Annotated in this window: 16 protein-coding genes and 1 tRNA gene; 9 read left to right on the forward strand and 8 right to left on the reverse strand. The window is 65.5% G+C overall.

What is annotated here, in order from left to right; genetic code table 11:
* The first annotated feature begins 12 nt into the window (after positions 1-12).
* On the forward strand, positions 13-387 hold the full coding sequence (locus IQ24_RS01970; RefSeq protein WP_199756454.1) for a winged helix-turn-helix transcriptional regulator: 375 nt from the start codon (positions 13-15) through the stop codon (positions 385-387).
* Here IQ24_RS01970 and IQ24_RS01975 read toward each other — a convergent pair.
* Both IQ24_RS01975 and ycaC read right to left on the reverse strand, forming a co-directional pair.
* The gene (locus IQ24_RS01975; RefSeq protein WP_145396022.1) at positions 341-1492 is read right to left on the reverse strand and encodes a flavin-containing monooxygenase; all 1152 of its coding nucleotides are present in this window, start codon (positions 1490-1492) and stop codon (positions 341-343) included. The genes IQ24_RS01970 and IQ24_RS01975 overlap by 47 nt on opposite strands.
* A gap of 93 nt (positions 1493-1585) precedes the next feature.
* On the reverse strand, positions 1586-2221 hold the full coding sequence (ycaC, locus tag IQ24_RS01980; RefSeq protein WP_145396023.1) for an isochorismate family cysteine hydrolase YcaC: 636 nt from the start codon (positions 2219-2221) through the stop codon (positions 1586-1588).
* A gap of 159 nt (positions 2222-2380) precedes the next feature.
* On the opposite strand from ycaC, the gene IQ24_RS01985 reads away from it, so the two are divergent.
* Complete coding sequence (locus IQ24_RS01985; protein WP_199756455.1) at positions 2381-3349, forward strand: LysR substrate-binding domain-containing protein; 969 nt, start codon at positions 2381-2383, stop codon at positions 3347-3349.
* Positions 3350-3426: 77 nt separating this feature from the next.
* Positions 3427-4002 carry a DoxX family protein gene (locus IQ24_RS01990; RefSeq protein ID WP_145396025.1) on the forward strand — a complete coding sequence of 192 codons (576 nt, stop codon included), beginning with the start codon at positions 3427-3429 and terminating at the stop codon, positions 4000-4002.
* 21 nt (positions 4003-4023) lie between these two features.
* Here IQ24_RS01990 and IQ24_RS01995 read toward each other — a convergent pair whose 3' ends face one another.
* A complete protein-coding gene (locus tag IQ24_RS01995; protein WP_145396026.1) occupies positions 4024-4929 on the reverse strand; it encodes a LysR family transcriptional regulator in 906 nt (301 codons plus the stop codon).
* Positions 4930-5049: 120 nt separating this feature from the next.
* Between IQ24_RS01995 and IQ24_RS02000 the strand changes: the two genes are divergently transcribed.
* From IQ24_RS02000 to IQ24_RS02015, 4 genes are all read left to right on the forward strand, one after another.
* Positions 5050-5730 (forward strand): hydrolase, encoded by a 681-nt coding sequence (locus IQ24_RS02000; RefSeq protein WP_145396027.1) that lies wholly within the window; start codon positions 5050-5052, stop codon positions 5728-5730.
* A 53-nt stretch (positions 5731-5783) separates the two neighbouring features.
* Entirely contained in the window at positions 5784-6566 is a 783-nt protein-coding gene (locus IQ24_RS02005) for a sulfite exporter TauE/SafE family protein (RefSeq protein WP_145396028.1), read from the forward strand.
* A gap of 118 nt (positions 6567-6684) precedes the next feature.
* Positions 6685-7431 (forward strand): alpha/beta hydrolase, encoded by a 747-nt coding sequence (locus IQ24_RS02010; RefSeq protein ID WP_145396029.1) that lies wholly within the window; start codon positions 6685-6687, stop codon positions 7429-7431.
* A gap of 1 nt (position 7432) precedes the next feature.
* A complete protein-coding gene (locus IQ24_RS02015) occupies positions 7433-8725 on the forward strand; it encodes a glycoside hydrolase family 15 protein (RefSeq protein WP_158637468.1) in 1293 nt (430 codons plus the stop codon).
* Here IQ24_RS02015 and IQ24_RS02020 read toward each other — a convergent pair.
* From IQ24_RS02020 to IQ24_RS02040, 5 genes are all read right to left on the reverse strand, one after another.
* Positions 8701-9957: a glucoamylase family protein gene (locus IQ24_RS02020; RefSeq protein WP_145396031.1), complete on the reverse strand. Its 1257-nt coding sequence runs from the start codon at positions 9955-9957 to the stop codon at positions 8701-8703. The two genes, IQ24_RS02015 and IQ24_RS02020, sit on opposite strands and share 25 nt — an antisense overlap.
* On the reverse strand, positions 9945-12188 hold the full coding sequence (locus IQ24_RS02025) for a glycoside hydrolase family 3 N-terminal domain-containing protein (RefSeq protein ID WP_145396032.1): 2244 nt from the start codon (positions 12186-12188) through the stop codon (positions 9945-9947). The genes IQ24_RS02020 and IQ24_RS02025 overlap by 13 nt, the downstream gene beginning before the upstream one ends.
* A gap of 28 nt (positions 12189-12216) precedes the next feature.
* Positions 12217-14142, reverse strand: a complete 1926-nt coding sequence (locus IQ24_RS02030; RefSeq protein WP_158637469.1) for an ATP-binding cassette domain-containing protein — start codon at positions 14140-14142, stop codon at positions 12217-12219.
* A 512-nt stretch (positions 14143-14654) separates the two neighbouring features.
* Positions 14655-16355 (reverse strand): adenine deaminase, encoded by a 1701-nt coding sequence (gene ade, locus IQ24_RS02035; RefSeq protein ID WP_145396034.1) that lies wholly within the window; start codon positions 16353-16355, stop codon positions 14655-14657.
* A 71-nt stretch (positions 16356-16426) separates the two neighbouring features.
* Complete coding sequence (locus tag IQ24_RS02040; protein WP_145396035.1) at positions 16427-16795, reverse strand: DUF983 domain-containing protein; 369 nt, start codon at positions 16793-16795, stop codon at positions 16427-16429.
* Between the two features lie 135 nt (positions 16796-16930).
* Between IQ24_RS02040 and IQ24_RS02045 the strand changes: the two genes are divergently transcribed.
* Complete coding sequence (locus tag IQ24_RS02045) at positions 16931-17764, forward strand: ferritin-like domain-containing protein (protein ID WP_145396036.1); 834 nt, start codon at positions 16931-16933, stop codon at positions 17762-17764.
* A 66-nt stretch (positions 17765-17830) separates the two neighbouring features.
* A tRNA-Ile gene (locus IQ24_RS02050) sits at positions 17831-17906 on the forward strand.
* The last annotated feature ends 76 nt before the right edge of the window (positions 17907-17982 follow it).

Raw genomic sequence — 17982 nt, forward strand, 5'->3', positions numbered from 1 at the left:
GAAGGCACATCCATGATACCTGAAGGGCAATCCCTGCTGACCAGTTGCCTGCCCGTGCGCCAGCTTCTCGCGCGCATTGGCGACAAGTGGAGCGTGCTGATCGTCATGGCCCTTTGCGACGGGCCACGCCGCTTCAATGAGATCAAGCGCGACATCGGCACCATCTCGCAGCGGATGCTGACCCTGACCCTGCGCGGGATGGAGCGCGACGGGCTGGTCCTGCGCACCGTCACACCGACGAATCCGCCCCGCGTCGATTACGAGCTGACCGCGCTTGGCCAATCTTTGCGTGCGCCGCTGCAAGAGTTAGGCCAATGGGCGATTGACCATGAGGCGGCGATCAACCTTGCGCAGCAGGACTACGATCTGCGGCAGGGCTCTGCATGATTCCAAGCGTCGCCAGCAACTCACTGGCGACGGCCCGCCCGGCCCGGTTTGCCCCCACGGTCGAGGCCGAGGGGCCGTAGCCCGCCAGATGCACGCGCGGCTCTTTCGCCACTTGGGTCGCGAGCCGCCCCGCCATGATGATGCCGCCATTCTGCTCGCGCAGGTTCAGGGGCGCGAGATGGTCGAGCGCGCTGCGAAAGCCCGTCGCCCAGAGGATGACGTCGACCGCCTCATGCGTGCCATCGGCCCAGAGAAGCCCGGTTTCGGTGATCCGGTCAAACATCGAGCGCGGGTTCAACACGCCGCGCGCCTCGACCTCGCGCAGCGCAGGCGTCCAGGGGATGCCGGTCACAGACACGACCGAGCCGGGGACCAGCCCCTGCCGCACCCGATCCTCGACCATCGCCACGGCGGCGCGGCCCGCATCGGGGGTGAAGTCGCTGTCGCGAAAAACCGGCGGGCGGCGGGTGATCCAGAGGGTCTCGGCGACCTTCGATATCTCGGTCAGGTGCTGCACCGCCGAGATCCCCGCCCCGATGATCGCGACGCGCTTGCCTGCGAATTCCTCGGGGCCGCGATAGTCGCGGCTATGCAGGGTTTGGCCACGAAAACTGTCCGCGCCGGGAATATCGGGGATATTCGGGTTCTCCCAAGTGCCGGTCGCATTGACGATGCCACGGGCGGAAAAACTCGGGCCGTCGGTTTCGACGCGGAACCTCTCGCCCCTCGGGCAGACCACCTTCACCCGCACCGGGCGCAGCACCGGCAGGTCGAACTTTTCCTCATAGGTCCCGAAATACTGGGGCACCGCCTCGGCGGCCTTGGCCTCGGTCTGGCCAGGGTCGACGATATCGGCAAAGGCAAGGCCCGGCAGGTCATGGACCCCGTTCACCGTGCTGAGCGTCAGCGTCGGCCAGCGATGCTGCCACGCCCCGCCCGGCCCCGGATTGGCATCGAGCACGACAAAACCGGTCCCGGCGGGCAGGCCAAGGCGTTGCAGCCAATAGGCAGCCGCCAGCCCCGCCTGACCCGCGCCGATCACGACCACATCGGTCTTGTGGATGATCCGGGCGGGCGCGTTTTGCGTTGTCTGTTCCACAGCCATTCTGTCCTCGCCAGTCGAAAAGGGGGCCGCGTGACGGCCCCCTGAATGTTGGCTTCCCGCCGCCCCGGCGCAAGGCCGGGGCTATGGAAGGGCTTAGCCGTTATTCCGGCCAGCGGTGTTCGCCACATAGCTGGTGATCAGGTTGCGATAATCCGGGATGTGGTTCGAGAAGAGCGCGCCCAGACCATCGACGTCATTGCGCCAGTCGCGGTGCAGCTCACAAGCCGCGCCGAACCAGCTCATCAGCTGGGCACCGGCCTGCGACATGCGATCCCATGCGGCGTCGCGGGTGATCGGGTTGAAAGTGCCCGAGGCGTCGGTGATGACGAAGACCTCAAAGCCCTCTTCCAGCGCCGAGAGAACCGGGAAGGCCACACAGACCTCGGTCACGACACCGGCGACGATCAGTTGTTTCTTGCCGGTCGCCTTGATCGCCTTGACGAAATCCTCGTTGTCCCAGGCGTTGATCTGGCCGGGGCGCGCGATGAAGGGCGCGTCGGGGAACATCTCTTTCAGCTCGGGGACGATCGGGCCGTTCGGGCCATCTTCAAAGCTGGTGGTCAGGATCGTCGGCAGGTTGAAGTATTTCGCCATATCGGCCAGCGCCATGACGTTGTTCTTGAACTTGTCGGGGTCGATGTCGCGCACCAGCGACAGAAGTCCGGCCTGATGGTCCACCATCAGAACGGCGGCGTTGTCTTTGTCCAGTCTCACATAGGGCTTGTTCATGACTTGATCCTTTGACGCCCGGCAATGCGGGCAGGGTTGGCATTTTCCGTCGTGATTGCCGTTCGATATTCCGTCCGGCTGTCTGGGATTGAATTTACATGCAGGACAAATATTCTGTAGCCATCGATATCAGACATCACTGTCCCAAGAATGGCACAAATGACCGAGCCTGACCTCAACGACTTCCGCCTGTTTGTCCAAGTGGTTGATGAGGGCGGCTTTTCTGCCGCCGCCCGCGTGCTTGGGGTGCCACGTTCTCGCGTCAGTCGCCGCATCGCGTTGCTGGAGGATCAACTGGGGGTGCGGCTGATCCACCGTTCGACCCGCGCATTCTCGGTGACCGAGCTTGGGCGCGAGTTTCACCGCCACGCCTCGGCCATGCTGATCGAGGCCGAGGCCGCCCGCGCCATCATCGCCCGCGAACATCAGGAACCGCAGGGGCTGGTGCGCATCGCCTGCCCGCCCTCGATGATCCAGTTTCAGGTCGGACCGATGATCTCGCGCTTTTTGGCGCAATATCCCAAGGTCGAGGTGCATCTGGAAAGCACCAACCGCCGCGTCGACATCCTGCGCGAGGGGTTCGACCTAGCGATCCGGGTGCGGTTTCCACCGCTGGAGGACAGCGATCTGGTCGTGCGCCGCCTTGGCATCGACCACCAGCATCTGGTCGCCTGCCCCGCGTTGCTCGCCCGCGTTCAGGCGGATCTGGGCCGCAAGCTCGCGCCCGAGGATCTCGCGCACCTGCCAAGCCTTGCCTGGGACCAGTATCGCACGAGCCATGAATGGGATCTGATCGGCCCCGAGGGGCGCGAGGTCACCATCGCGCACAAGCCCCGCCTGATCACGCAGGATATGTCCGCGCTGCTGGATGCGGCCGCGAGCGGCGCGGGAGTCGTGCGCCTGCCTGCCGTGGTCGCGCAGAACCGTCTGCAGAGTGGCGATGTCGTCAACGTCCTGCCTGACTGGCAGCCGCGCCCCGGCATCATCCATGCGGTCTTTCCGACGCGGCGCGGCTTGATCCCCTCGGTGCGTGCCGTGCTTGACCATCTGGCCGCCTGCTTTGCCGAGGCCATCGCGCGGATCGAAAAGGCCGCTGATATGCACCATAATCAGGACAATCTGTCCTGAACTCAGCGGATACCGGGGAATCGCGCTGCAGAGTATAACAATGGCATCGCGCAACTGGCTGACGGAGCTTCATTGTCATGCGTACCTCCTCATCCGAAACCAATCTGATCATCCCGCAACTCGACAGCTTCTATCGCAGCTTCGCGGAACCTCTGGCCTTCCTCGCGCTGAGGGTCAGCGTGGGTGCGCTGATGGTGGTCGAGGGCTGGCCCAAGATCAACGACCCGACCGGCATGGCGGGCTTTGTCGAGGCGCTTGGCTTTCATCCCGGCTGGCTCTGGTCCAGCATTCTGGCCGTGCTGCAATTCGCGGGCGGCATCATGCTGATCCTTGGGCTTCTGACGCGGCCGATCGCGCTGGCGCTTGGCTTCATGCTGGCCTTCACGCTGTGGTTCCACCTGACGACCCCCTATGGCGCGACGATCCTGACGCCCGAGGGAATTGCCGCCGTGCAGGCCAATGCGCAACTGTTGACCGGCTCGGCGCAGGCTCCGCTTCTGAACCTGCCCGCTGATGGCGGCGCCTCCTTCCTGCATCAGGTGCAGTTCAAGGCCAACGGATTCTCGTTCCTCTGGACCATCGCGACCTTCGTCTTCGCGGCCTATGGCGCGGGCCGGATCTCGGTCGACCGGATGCTTGGGCGCGAGTTCTGAGGGCAAATCCGCGCTGTGAGATCAATCCTCATCCAGCGCCTGAAAACTGGTAGCCAGATGGTCGATCAGCAGGCGCACCGCCGGCAGTAGTCCGCGCCGGGACGGAAAGACGGCGTGGATGATCTCGCGGCGCGGTTGCCAATCGGGCAGCAAATGGATCAGCGCACCGCTGGCCAGTTCCTCGCGCACCATCAGGATCGGCAGTTGCAGCACGCCCAGCCCCGCCAGCGCCGCGTTGCGCAGCGCGATCATGTCGGTGGTGATCAGGCGCGGGCGATGTTCGATCACCGCCCGCTGGCCGTCCGGCCCGAACAGCTCCCATTCGTGAACCAGCGCGCTGCTGCCGACGCCAAGACTGGGCCAACCCGTCAGATCCTCGGGGCCGTCCGGCAACGCCTGCCCCGCAATCAGCGTGGGGCTTGCAACCAGACATTGGCCGCGATCGGCCAGCACGCGCATCACCGCCTCGCTATCCTCGATCGGTGGGCGGCGGACCCGGATCGCGATATCGACGCGCTCGCTTAGCACATCGACCCGCCGGTTCGTGGCCTCCAGCACCAGCGTCACCTGCGGATGGCGCTGCATGAACGCGTCCAGCATCCGGCTGACATGGGCCTGCAACAGCGCAACCGGGACCGAGATGCGGACAATGCCGCGCGGCTCGGCCTGCAAGCGATCAATCGAATCCTGTGCCGCCTCTGCCTCGACCAGCATGGCCTTGCAATGTTCGAAATAGACCTCGCCGATCTCGGTCAGGTCGAAATGGCGCGTCGTGCGCTGGATCAGCCGCACGCCCAACCGATCCTCGAGTTGCGCGATGCGGCGGCTGAGCAGTGATTTCGGTACGCCCAAAGCTCGCCCGGCAGGCGCGAAGCCGCCATGCTCGACCGCCTGCACGAAGTAATAGAGGTCGTTCAGATCCTGCATTCATCGTTCTATAAATATAACGATCAGTCGCGTAAAGGCAGGCTACAGCCCAACTGGCATCAAATCTAAGTTGTTTCGGGAAGGGCCAAGCCCCTGCAACACCAGATACGGAGATTTCAGATGTCCACCCCCGCGAACTTTAACGGCCAGCGTCCGGTCATTGACCCAAATGATGCCGCGATGCTGCTGATCGACCATCAGAGCGGCCTGTTCCAGACCGTCGGCGACATGCCGATGCCGGTCCTGCGCCGCCACGCCGCAGCACTGGCCAAGATCGCCACGCTGGCGAAACTGCCGGTGATCACCACGGCCTCGGTGCCCCAGGGCCCGAACGGCCCCCTGATCCCCGAGATCCACGAAAACGCCCCCCACGCCCAATATGTCGGCCGCAAGGGCGAGATCAACGCCTGGGACAACCCCGAATTCGTCGCCGCCGTGAAGGCCACCGGCAAGAAAACCCTGATCATCGCGGGCACCATCACCAGCGTCTGTATGGCGTTCCCGGCGATCTCGGCCATCGCTGACGGCTACAAGGTCTTCGTGGTGGTCGACGCCTCCGGCACCTATTCGAAGATGGCCGAGGAGATCACCCTGGCTCGCATGGTGCAGGCCGGTGCCGTTCCGATGGACATGGCTGCCGTGGCCTCGGAGCTGCAAAAGACCTGGAACCGCGACGACGCGCAGGAATGGGCGCAGGTCTATACCCAGATCTTCCCGAACTATCAGCTTCTGATCGAAAGCTACGTGAAGGCGCAGGAGGTTCAGAAGAACGGCGAGATCCTCGACTCGCAGCGCAAGTAACGCACACGGGCGGCAGAGCGATCTGCCGCCTTTCTCATATCGGAGAGTTTCAGATGATCACCTTCATCGCCCTGTTCATCGCGGGGATTGTTGGCGGTTTGCTTTTGGGCATGATCGGCGTCGGTATGGCGCTGGTCGCGGTGCCGGTTCTGACCTTCGCGCTGCCCCATCTTGGCGTCCCCGAGGCGCTGTCGCCCACGGTCGCGCTGGCGACCTCGATGGGGATTGTGACCATCGGCTCGATCAGTTCGGTCACCGCGCATCACAGGCTGGGCAATATCGACTGGCAGGCCTTCCGCCTGATCGTGCCCTTCAGCCTGATCGGGGTGTTCCTCGGCTCGCTTCTGGTGACGCGCCTGCCTGCGGATATGCTGCGGCTGATCTTTGCGGCCTTCCTGATCTTCGTCGCCCTGCGGATGCTACTGGCGCGCAAGGGGGGCGAGCAGCCGAAGCCGGTCTCGGTCCTGACCTATCGGCTTTCGGGTGCAGCCATCGGCTTTGCGGGGGCGCTGATCGGCGCGGGCGGTGGCGTCTTCATGGTTCCCTTCCTGACCGGGCGGGGCTGGAAGATGGTGCGCGCCGTCGCGACCTCGGCCACAATCGGCCTGCCGGTGACGGTCTTCGGCATGATCTTTCACGCGCTGCGCCCGCTTCAGGGGATCGACGCCCCGATGCTGGGCTCGGTCCATGTCGCGGCCCTGCTGGGCATCGGTTTCGGCAGCGTGATTGGCGCCCCTTTCGGTGCGCGGATCGCCAGCCGCCTGCCGGGCGACATCCTGAAGAAGGGCTTCGCGGTCGTCCTGCTGATCCTTGCGGTCGGGCTGATCCGGGGCTGAGCACTGGTGCCCGCAACCCACCCACGCCCGCACTTGATTTCACCTTTTTTCGCACGCCTAATGGTCGAAGGCAGAGCCCGCGCAAAGCGGGCCGCAGCACGGCAACAGGGGCGCAGCGATGACCGAATTCCCTCTCTGGATCACGAATGCCGCACGGGTCGAGGTGTCGACGTCATTCGGCGCGCTGACCGCCGTCGTGGCCGAGCCTGGCCCGCCCGCTGTCGGCACGGTGCTGCTAGTCCACGGCCGCAATGGCGCGCCGGGCCAGCCCCAGATCGCCGAGATCGCGCGGGCCTATCTTGCGCGCGGCTGGCGCGTCGTCGCGCCGGAACTGCCGAACTCATCCGCCACCGCAGGCTCGGGCCCGCCCGAGCAGGTGACTTTCACCCGGCACACGCGGGCCGCAGCCGAGGTCTGGGCATGGGTGGCGGAGGAGTGGCCGGATGCCCCGCGCGCGCTGGCGGGCCACAGCATCGGTGCCTTTGCTGTGGCGCAACTGGCGGGGGACAGCCCGGATGCGCATCATGTGCTGGCGGTCTCTCCACCGATGTCGGGGCGGGTCCTTTACCTCTCGCGCGAGGCCATGGGCGGGAATGCCATCGAGCTGGTCCGGCAAGAGGCCCCCGACTATTTCGCCGAAATGGCGACTGCCGATGCCGAACCCGCGCTGAAACGGACCCTCGCACCCCTTGCGGTGGTGACCGGGGCCTCGGACGGTCTGGTCCCCTTGCGCGACGCGCGCGCCTATTTCACCGCCGCGCCGAATGGCCGCTTCTTCGCCGCCCTGCCGGATGAGCATCATTGCCCGGCGGGGGAGGCTTGCGGGGGTATGCTGTCTGCCGCGCTCTCGGCCCTTGGTGCCTAGGGTGGCAGGACCCGATCCGGACTGGATCACGCGGCAGCGCCTCGCCTCGGCCCGCGCCATGCGCAACGCCTGTTCGGCCACCCATCTCAGCCGCCATCGACCGGGCTTTGGCTGGGTGGTGCGGCCCGCACCGGGCTCGGTTCTGGCTTCGCCACGTGTGGCGGAATGGAATCCGGAGCCTGACTATTTTCACCATTGGGTGCGCGATGCGGCCATCGTACTGAAGGCCGTGCCTTTGGCGATTGAGGCTGACCCGGCGGCACGCGGATTCTGGCTGCAATTCATCGCCGATTTCGTGAATTTCGCGCTGACCACCACCGATCCGAACCGCAAGGGCCCGGCATCGAACCCCTTGAACCTCTCAGCCCGGCCGGGGTTGCAGCAATATCTGCGCCCTGACGCCGAATTGGCCGCTTTGACCGGGGCCGCATGGCTGGAGGAGCCGCGATTCGCGCCTGACGGCGGTCCGGATCTTGAACGATGGAGCCGCCCTCAGGATGACGGCCCGGCGCTGCGGGCGTCGGCGCTGATGGCGGTTCTGGACGCCCTACCCGAGGCCGCATCGCCGCAGGCCGAGGCGCTGATTGCACGCGACATTGACCACACGCTGCGCACCGTCGGACGCGCCTCGATTGGACCGTGGGAGGAGGAGCCGCCGCGCCGCACCACCTTCACCCTGATCGCGCAATGGGATACGCTGTCGCGTGCGGCAGGGCGGTTGCAGCGCCGCGAGTTGCAAGACGCTGCGGATCGGCTGACGGAGCTGATCCAGACCGCTGCCGATACCACGACCGGCGGCTGGCGCGAAAGCCTTGAGGCACCCGAGGGGCGGCTCGACAGCAGCACCTGTCTGGCGATCCTGCATGCCGGGCGCAGCGACGGCCCCTTTGCACTGAATGCGCCCCGCACGCGTGCGACGATGGCGGCGCTCGAGGCACAGTTCGACGGCCTCTATCCGATCAACAGGACGACCACGGCCACGGCCATCGGGCGCTGGACCGAGGATGCCTATTTCGACGGAAATCCCTGGTTTCCGACGACGCTTGGCTTCGCCTCGATCTGCTATCTGATCGCTGCAGAGACGGGCGATATGCAGGCACTGGAAAAGGCGGAAGGCTGGATGGCGCTGATCGAACACGTCGCCCCCCACCCCGAAGGCCCCCTGCCCGAGCAATTTGATCGCAGCACCGGCGCGCCGACCTCCTGCCTTGATTTGACATGGTCGGCGGCGGCATTTCTTGAGGCGGCGGATGCCCGCGACCGCGCGCTTCAGGCGATGGCGGGAGCAAGATAGGGCGCGGTAAAGCCAAGGGCACGCAAGCCGCGCTGCACCTCGGGGCGCGAGGCCACGAGCCGCCAGAGCAGTCCCGAGCGGTGGTTTTCCAGCGCGATGACAATGGGGGCCTGATCGATGGCCAACCGGCTTTCCGCCGCCCAGTCATGCGCCAGACTGAAGGCATCGACAAATCCGGCCTCGCCCCAGATCCGCTCGCCCAAACCGTCATGCATGCGCCGCAGGACCGGCATGGCCTCACCCGGCGCGAAGGGGAATGAAGCCAGCGCCGCCGTGGGGGTGATGACCCCGGTGTCATCCGTCGGCGAATGGGCGACATAGCCCAGCGGATCGTCACTGGCCGTCAGCCCCCAGAGGTCGGGGCCATAGCCCTTCCAGCCATGCGGGTTCTGCAGACAGTGCTGGCGGTTGACCAGCGCATGCGCGCGAGCCTGCGCGCCGTAATCAGCATAGGCATCGCGAAGCCCGCGCGGATCAATGCCCAGAAACGGGTATTGCGACAGAAACAGCGGGCCGCCCCAATCCGGCCCCAAGGGCAGGACCGTGCCGCCATAGTCGCGCCCATTGCGGAAGGCGGGCGCCATGGCCCAGCTTTGGTGATAGGAGGCGGCGGGGATCGGATGGCGACGCGCGCCTGCGCCCAGAACGAAGACCGGAAAGGCCTCATTCCAGCCCCGGATCGGCAGCGCATCGGGACGCCAGGGACGGTCGGGATGGCGGTGCCACATGACCGCGCCATCCTCGCGCACATGGGACGCCCAGTTCACCTCATCGATCAGGGTCTGGATGCGAGCGACGAGCCAGGGCTCATCGCTGAAACAGGCGGCGGCACCCAGAAGGCCCAGGACCAGAAACGCCGTCTCGACCAGATCGCCCGCGTCGTCACCCGGCGAAAACGCCATGGCCTTGCCGGTGCTGCCGTTCATGAAATGGGCAAAAACGCCGTCGAAACGGTCGGCACGCTCAAGGAAACCCACCAGCCGCTCAAGCCGGTCGAGAATCTCGCGGCGCGGACGCCAGCCGCGTTCGACCGCGACGGTTTGTGCCAGCAGGCCAAAGCCGGTGCCGCCGGTGCAGACGGTCTCCCGCACGTCATAGCCCTGAGCGCCCGCGCTGCGTTCGCGCGCCATGCCGCTGACCGGATGGCTCCAGTCAAGGAAATAGCTGGCGGTCGCCTGTGCCACGCGGTCGCGCAGCGCCGCATCGTCCAGACCTCGGATCAGCTGAGCCATGTCACCTCGACCATCTGGGTATCGCGACTGTTGGGGCCGACGTGCAGCTGGATCAGCCCCGGATCCCGCACCCATTCGGCCGCCTCAAGCGAGGGGGCCAGCGGATAGTGGAACCTGTCAGCCGTCAGTCGGAAGGTCAGCGTCCGGCTTTCGCCGGGGGCCAGCGTCACTTGCGTGAAATCGATCAGCTTGCGCCCGGGCCGGGTCACGCGGGCGACAGGGTCGCTGGCGTAAAGCTGGACCGTCTCGATGGCCTTACGGCGGCTGGTGTTGGTGACGGTCACCGACAGTTCGACGGCCTGCGTGGCAGGAAGCGCATGTTGCGACAGCGTGGGCGCGCCATAGGCGACGGTCGCATAGCCCAGCCCGAAGCCGAAGGGGAAGCGCGGCAGATCATCGGGCATGTCCAGCCAGCCGGTCAGGAATTTGGCGAAACGGCCGGGATAGGGCCGCCCCGTCGGCTCGGCAGCATAGGTCAGCGGCACCTCTCCGGGGTGGCCGGGCAGCGAGATCGCCAGCCGCCCGGCAGGCTCGGCCGCGCCGAAGATCAGATCGACCACGCCTTCGGGACCGGCCACGCCGCCATGCCATGCATAAAGCAGGGCGTCGGCCTGTTCTGCCAGCCTGCCGATGGCCAGAGGTCGACCGGCGAAGACCACGACCAGCAGCGGCTTGCCCAACTGCGACAGCGCCTCGATCAGGCGGCATTGCGAGGCGGGAAGATCCGGCGAGAGCCGTGAGGAGGATTCTCCCGCATGCTCCTTGGCCTCACCGACTGCGGCGATGATGACATCGGCGCCCTCGGCCACCCGGATGGCCTCCACCAGCACCTCGGCCTCATCCCTTGGGTCGTCGGTGACCGTGACGCCGTGGACATTCAGGCGCTGGCGCAGCCATGGCTCATCGACGATATTCGCGCCCCATGCGACGGAGGGCGCGCGGCCGCTGACGGCGGTGACGGCCTCCTCCAGCGTGACCACATCCTCAGCGCGACCCGAGACGGCCCATGTCCCCAGCATATTCGCGCGATCCGCCGCGAAGGGCCCGATCAGCGCCACCCTTGTCTTGCGAGACAGCGGCAACAGGCCGTCGTTCTTCAACAGCACCGCCGAGCGTGCCGCCGCCCGCCGCGCAAGCTGGCGGCCCTTGTCCCGCGCCGGGGCCTGGGGCGCATCCGTGATGCCCGCATAGGGATCGTCCAGCAGGCCCAACTGTGCCTTGAAGGTCAGCACGCGGCGGCAGGAGGTGCGAACAAGCGCCTCAAGCTGTTGGGCCGTTAAGGCAAGCCCCGCGTCGGGCGCGTCGAGACCGTCGCGGAGCAGCGCGGGGAGTTCGCGCAGATAATCCTCACCCACCATATCCATGTCGACGCCCGCGTGCAGCGCGCGGGCCACGCAGATCGCCGCATCCCCAAGGCCATGCGCGACCAGTTCCCGCACGCCGGTATAATCCGAGACCACGAGCCCCTTGAAGCTCTGCCCCTGTCGCAGCCAACCCTCGATCATCGGGCGGTTCGCGTGCATCGGCAGCTTGTTCACGGCATTGAACGCCACCATGACGCTGGCGGCACCCGCCCTGACGCCAGCCGCGAAGGGCGGCAGATAGGTCTCCAGCAGATCCTCCCACGCGAGGCTGGCGTTGTCATAGTCGCGGCCGCTGTCGGGCGCGCCATAGGCCACGAAATGCTTCAGACAGGCCGCGACCCGGCCCGGAGTGCCAATGCCCGCCCCCTGAAAACCGCGCGTCATCGCCTCGGCAATGCGCGAGGCGACATGCGGGTCCTCGCCCGGGCCTTCCGCGACACGGCCCCAGCGGGCGTCGCGGGTGACGTCGATCATCGGGGCATAGACCTGATGCAGCCCCTCGGCTGCGGCCTCGGCCGCCGCGAAGGCCGCGCATTGCTGGATCAGCCGCATGTTCCAGCTGCAGGCCTGCGCGATCCCCAGTGGGAAGATGGTGCGATGGCCGTGAATGACATCCTCGGCAAAGAACAGCGGTATGCCAAGGCGCGAGCCCTTCAGCGCGCGTTCCTGCATCGCGCGGACAGTGGCCAGCGATTTCGTCCCGAAGATCGCCCCCACCTGCCCCGCATCCAGACGCCGCGACAGCGAGGTCGGCTGTTGCGCCCCGGTCACCAGCCCCTCGCCCGCGGGCAGCAGGTTCAGCTGTCCGATCATCTCATCCAGCGTCATCTGCGACATCAGCGCATCTACGGCAGGGTGACTGTCCAAGCGTCGCTCCTTGACGGATTGTTGTTAGTTATTCCGCCGCGTGGCGGGTCACGTCGAAGACGCCCGCCTGAACTGGCCTGAGCTGGCCCTGACCACCGCGAATATCCAGGATTGATGCATAGAACGGCACTCCTTCAGGGTCATGCGGCAGGCTTTCTCCGTGCAGGACGGCGATGGTAACGGCAGCGGGCAGGCATTCCCGCAGGACGGCATGAAATTCGGCCGCCGCCTCCGGGTCAAGCGCCGCCGTGGCCTCATCCAGCAGAAGGACCTGCGGCCGGGCCAGAAGGATGCGCGCCAGCACCAGCCGCTGCTTCTGCCCGCCCGAAAGGACATTGCGCCAGTTCTTGCCCTGATAAAGCTCATCCTCAAGGCAGGGGATGAAGGCCCCAAGGCCCGCCCGCGAAAGCGCGGCGGCGGCGGCGATGTCGCTATGCTCCTCGGGGTGGTCGGGATAGGTCGCCAGCGCCTTCAGAGACATGCGGTCGGGCAAATCAGGCTCTTGCCCGGCCATGAACATGCGCGCGCCCTGCTGCAGCGCCACCTCGCCCGAGCCATAGGGCCAGAGACCCGAGATCGCCTTCAAGAGGCTGCTTTTCCCGCAACCGCTAGCCCCGCTGAGACAGATCCGGTCGCCGGGATAAAGCCGCAGCCGCGCCACCGACAGAAACACCGGCGCATCATGGCCGCGATGATGCAGCCGCAGATCCTCCAGCGCCAGCACCGGCCCGCTTTGAATACGGCTGCGGCGGAACTGGCTGATCCCGGTTTCGGCATAGAATTCATGCCGCGCCCGCACCCGCTCGATGGCCGAGGCCAGCTCATTCAGGCGGCGGGAATTGGCCTTCAGCGTGGCAATGGCGGGCATCACGTTGATGAACCATGAGACATCGCCGATCAGTTCGGCCGTCAGCTCGCTGCTGGCGACGAAATCGCGGAAGCTGAGGGTGTTGGCCATATAGGCCGGCAGCGCGGGCAGATAGGCCAGCAGGCGCGCCGAGAGGAAATTGTAAAGGCTGCTGAACAGCATCATCCCGGAGGCCAACCAGTTCTGCTTGCCCCATGTCTGGTCAAGCTGAGCGTAAAGCTGGCGATTGATGCGGCTTTGCGCGCGCTCTCCGCGCGCCGTTGCAAGCTGGCTGACGCGGTTGAACATGCTGCCCCATTCGCCCCGCCATGCGCCGTCGCGGCGCTGGCGCTGGATGCTGAGCCGCTCGATGATCCGGCCGAGTTTCCAGGCGATGAAGGTGACGCAGGGCACATAGACCGCCACCAGCGCAAGGCTGAGAAGCGCCGAGCCATTGTCGCCCGGCACCAGATTGATGTGCCCCGAGAGCGCCGGGCCGAGGCTGTCGGCCAATGCTGCATTCGCCTGCGCGCCCCAGCGGTCGAGGAACGGCACCGGCTGGCTGCGCTCCATCAGCGCCGAGAAGACGAAATAGATCGAGGCAACCGCCCCCCAAAGCCCCATCGCCAGCCCGATGATCCCGCCGTAAAGCGCGCCCGTGCATTCGTCGACGCGCTGATCGATGGCGTCGGGCATGCGCGAATTGTCCCCGCTGGTCGAGCGGTCGCTGCTGAGGTCAAGGGCAATGCGTTCATCGGCCAGGATCGCGTCGTTGAACTGGCCCGCCAACCAGCCGCGCGCCCGCCGATGCAGGGTCGAGGACACGAAATGCCGCGCCGCGACGCCTGTCGTCCGGGCCAAAAACAGCGCCAGATATGTGGCCGCCGCCAGCAGGATCACCCGGCCGGGGTTCACGGCACTCTCCATCGTGTGAAAACCGGCCAGAGAGGCAAGGAAATCGGCGCTGGCCAAAGCGACCCAGACGCTGGCCTTGCTGAGGATCGTGGTCAGGCCAAGGACAATCGCCGTCAACAGCCACGCCTCGCGCCAACGCTCGGACGTCCAGTATGCGCTCAGAAGTCCCCAGAAACCAACGAAACGCTTCACCTGCCCTGCCTCATCAGTGTCAGGCGCAGACACGTCTTCCCCGGCAACGCGAGGTCATCCGCGAGCAGCAGTCCCGACATATTTCCGATTTTTTCCGGTCGGCCTGATCGTTCGTTGACGATCCGCGACCGGGTGACAATTCCAGCATGCTACAGAAAACATCGGCGGTAAATCGCCGCATGCGATTATGGGGCTGTACTATTCGTTAGGATCAGCTGTCGTGAGCGACCTGAATCCCCTTACAAGCGGTCAGGGTGATTCGGAAGCGCCTTTTGCCTTGGTCAGCGCTTGGCCTTGGCGGCACTGGGCAGAGCACAAAAACCGCCCCAAATACAGGGCGTTCCGGGAATTGGTCGCAGAATCTGATCCCGCGCCCGCGTTTGAAAACCGGCAGCCCAGACGCCCCTAAACGAGGCGCGGCCAGCAGCCCCGGATCGTTGCCCCGATGCCCCAGAGCAAACAGAAAGAGCCCCGAGACGGCCGATTTTCCGCGTGACGGTGCGTCACGACCGCTATCCGGGAATGATCTCGAATTTGCGCACGTCGATCATGCCGCGATCGGTGATCTTCAGGGCGGGGATGACCGGCAGGGCCAGAAAGCCCAGTTGCAGGAACGGCTCCTCCAGGACGACGCCAAGGCTTTGCGCCGCCTCGCGCAGCGCGGCCATGCGGTCGCGCACCTCCTCATAGGGGGCAGTGCTCATCAGCCCGGCAATCGGCAAGGCGATCTCGGCCAGAACCTGGCCGTCCAGAACGACGACGAGACCGCCCTCAAGCTCGGTCAACCGGTTCGCCGCGATGGCCATATCGGCGTAATTGGCACCGACGGCGATGATGTTGTGGTGGTCATGGCAGACGGTCGAGGCGATGGCCCCGCGCTGCATCCCGAAGCCGCGCACGAAGCCATTCGCGATATTGCCGTTCTTGCCGTGACGCTCGATCACGGTGATCCGCATCAGATCGCGCGCGACATCCGGGGCCTTGTCGCCATTCTCGATGGCGATGTCTTCCTGCAGATGCTCGGTGATGATCTTGCCTTCGACGATGCCGATGACATCGGTTGCGCTGCGATTGCCGGTGGTGCGGAAATCATCCGCCGTGACTCGCGGCGCCTTGACCGAGTTCCGTCCAATCGGCTGCTGATCGGGGCGTGCAGCGAAAGCCGCGTCATCGACAACCCGACCGCCAGCCAGCACCAGTTGCGCATGGCAGCCCTCAAGGCTGTCGATGGCGACAATGTCCGCCCGCAGGCCCGGCGCGATCAACCCGCGATCCTTCAGCCCGAAGGCCTCGGCCGCCGAAAGCGAGGCCGCGCGATAGGCGGCCAGCGGCGAGGTTCCAAGCTGGATCAAGGTGCGGATCATGTAATCCAGATGCCCGTATTCCGCGATATCCAGCGGGTTCCGGTCGTCGGTGCAGAGGCACATATAGGCGCTGGTCACGTCGTTCAGCACCGGCTGCAGCGCGTGCAGATCCTTCGACACCGAGCCCTCGCGGATCAGCACCCGCATCCCCTTGCGCAATTTCTCCAGCGCCTCTTCGGCGGTCGTCGCCTCATGTTCGGTGCGGATGCCGGCGGCGATATAGGCGTTGAGGTCCAGCCCGGTCACCTGCGGGCAATGCCCGTCGATATGCTGGCCCGCGAACAGATCGAGCTTCGCCATTGGCCCTGCGTCGCAATGGATGACGCCCGGATAGTTCATGAACTCGGCCAGCCCGATCCCTGAAGGGTGACCCATCAGGGGGCGCAGATCCTCGGCCTCGATCCGCGCGCCCGAGGTCTCCATATCGGTCGAGGGCACGCATGAGGACAACTGCACCCGCAGGTCCATCAGCAGATGGCGCGAGGCGTCCTGAAACCAGCGGATGCCGGGGGTGCCGATGACATTGGCGATCTCATGCGGGTCGCAGATCGCCGTGGTGATGCCGCGCGGCGTGACGCAGCGGTCGAACTCATGTGGCGTGACCAGACTGCTTTCGACATGCAGATGCGTGTCGATGAAACCCGGAACAAGGATCAGACCAGAGACGTCGATTTCGCGCTTGCCCTGATAGGTCGCGCAGGTGCCAACAATACAATCGCCGGTGATCGCGACGTCACCTTCCAGCAGCGCGCCGGTCACCAGATCGAAGACGCGCCCGCCCTTCAGCACGACATCCGCAGGCTCTCGCCCATGCGCGGTTGCGATACGTTTTTCAAGGGCTTCGGTCATGACGGGTCCTTTCGGGTGCTACGCCTGCTGCCCCGACAGCATTAGCGCATCCACCGCCGTGGTCCAGTGGCTCAGGCCCCGCGATCTCTTTCATTCTTGGCCCAGAGATAGCCGATAAAGCCGCCCTTGATCAGCCGCAGCAGAACCAGCGTCAGCACGGTTGAGATCACGCCAACCCAAAGCAGCAGCACCACCGGCTCGGGCCGGAACAGCACCCAGCCAAAGCCGATCATCGGGATCAGCAGCAGCATGACCACCGTCATGGTGAAGAAGGCCGGGCCGTCAGCGGCGCGGTATTCGCCGATCGGCTCGCCGCAGTTGCTGCACCGGGGCACGAGCTGAAGATATCCGGCAAAGACCTTGCCCTGCCCGCATTTTGGGCAGCGGTTCATCACGCCACGACGAATGGCCTGGCGGGAGTCGCGGATTTCCTCTGACATCTGGCGTCCTTTCGCGATTTTGACCGTTGTTTCGCGGCGCCTGACCCGACCGGTGCGGGTGCCACGGAGAATCAACGCCTTCGCCGCCACTTGGTTCGCTGGCAATCCGCATCCGACGCGGCTAATTTGCGCGCCATGAACGCTCCCCTCACGCTTGCCGCCTGCGCCGTCGACGTCCTGACGACGGCAGATCCACTGGAAAAGACCCGCCGTTCGCGCGCCCATGCGAAAGCCTGGTTTAATGCCCGCGCCGCCGGTCAGCCCATGCCCATCGGCAAGGCCAGCCCGCCGCTTCAGCCTGCGCGGCCCGCCAAGCCCGATCTGCTGGCGCCGCGCGACGTTCCGCGCCGGCGCCCCGGCACGCCGCAGGGCCGCATCGCGCTTCTGCACGCGGTCGCCCATATCGAGCTGAACGCCGTCGACCTGCATTGGGACATCATCGCCCGCTTCACCGACACGCCCATGCCGATGGGCTTCTATGATGATTGGGTCAAATCTGCCGATGAGGAATCGAAGCATTTCGGCCTGATGAGCGACTGCCTGATTGCTGAGGGCAGCTTCTATGGTGCACTGCCCGCCCATGCCGGGATGTGGCGCGCGGCCGAGGATACCGCCGACGATCTGATGGGCCGCCTCAGCGTCGTGCCGATGGTGCTGGAGGCGCGCGGGCTGGATGTCACGCCCGGCATGATCGAGATCTTCCGCAAGGCCGGTCAGACGGATGCCATCGCCGCACTTGAGACGATCTATGCCGAAGAGGTCGGGCATGTCGCCTATGGCTCGAAATGGTTTCATTTCCTTTGCGGACGGCATGAGCTTGATCCGAAAGAAACCTTCCACGCCCTGGTTCGCAAGTATTTCCACGGCGCGCTGAAGCCGCCCTTCAATGAGGAAAAGCGCGCCGAGGCGGGCCTGCCGCCCGATTTCTACTGGCCGCTGTCGGAAGACTTGACGGGCGCGTCCGAATGAGGTCGTGCGGCGTCACGCGCGGCTTGACGCTATGCGCCGACCTGCCCTAGTAACGAGCCGTGCTGGGGGCCTGTAGCTCAATGGTCAGAGCAGGGCGCTCATAACGCCTTGGTTGGGGGTTCAAGTCCCTCCGGGCCTACCACCCGCGCGAAATAATCAATTTATTTCAATGGACTTCCGGAAATATGGACCACGCCACCTTTGGGCATGGTCCACAT

The organism is Paracoccus sulfuroxidans, assembly GCF_007830335.1.
GTDB classification, from domain to species: domain Bacteria; phylum Pseudomonadota; class Alphaproteobacteria; order Rhodobacterales; family Rhodobacteraceae; genus Paracoccus; species Paracoccus sulfuroxidans.

What these genes read in the sequence shown, in the direction of transcription:
- IQ24_RS01970 (WP_199756454.1), top strand. Translation starts at nt 13, where the DNA reads ATGATACCTGAAGGGCAATCCCTGCTGACCAGTTGCCTGCCCGTGCGC.
- IQ24_RS01975 (WP_145396022.1), bottom strand. Translation starts at nt 1,492, where the DNA reads ATGGCTGTGGAACAGACAACGCAAAACGCGCCCGCCCGGATCATCCAC.
- ycaC (WP_145396023.1), bottom strand. Translation starts at nt 2,221, where the DNA reads ATGAACAAGCCCTATGTGAGACTGGACAAAGACAACGCCGCCGTTCTG.
- IQ24_RS01985 (WP_199756455.1), top strand. Translation starts at nt 2,381, where the DNA reads ATGACCGAGCCTGACCTCAACGACTTCCGCCTGTTTGTCCAAGTGGTT.
- IQ24_RS01990 (WP_145396025.1), top strand. Translation starts at nt 3,427, where the DNA reads ATGCGTACCTCCTCATCCGAAACCAATCTGATCATCCCGCAACTCGAC.
- IQ24_RS01995 (WP_145396026.1), bottom strand. Translation starts at nt 4,929, where the DNA reads ATGCAGGATCTGAACGACCTCTATTACTTCGTGCAGGCGGTCGAGCAT.
- IQ24_RS02000 (WP_145396027.1), top strand. Translation starts at nt 5,050, where the DNA reads ATGTCCACCCCCGCGAACTTTAACGGCCAGCGTCCGGTCATTGACCCA.
- IQ24_RS02005 (WP_145396028.1), top strand. Translation starts at nt 5,784, where the DNA reads ATGATCACCTTCATCGCCCTGTTCATCGCGGGGATTGTTGGCGGTTTG.
- IQ24_RS02010 (WP_145396029.1), top strand. Translation starts at nt 6,685, where the DNA reads ATGACCGAATTCCCTCTCTGGATCACGAATGCCGCACGGGTCGAGGTG.
- IQ24_RS02020 (WP_145396031.1), bottom strand. Translation starts at nt 9,957, where the DNA reads ATGGCTCAGCTGATCCGAGGTCTGGACGATGCGGCGCTGCGCGACCGC.
- ade (WP_145396034.1), bottom strand. Translation starts at nt 16,355, where the DNA reads ATGACCGAAGCCCTTGAAAAACGTATCGCAACCGCGCATGGGCGAGAG.
- IQ24_RS02040 (WP_145396035.1), bottom strand. Translation starts at nt 16,795, where the DNA reads ATGTCAGAGGAAATCCGCGACTCCCGCCAGGCCATTCGTCGTGGCGTG.
- IQ24_RS02045 (WP_145396036.1), top strand. Translation starts at nt 16,931, where the DNA reads ATGAACGCTCCCCTCACGCTTGCCGCCTGCGCCGTCGACGTCCTGACG.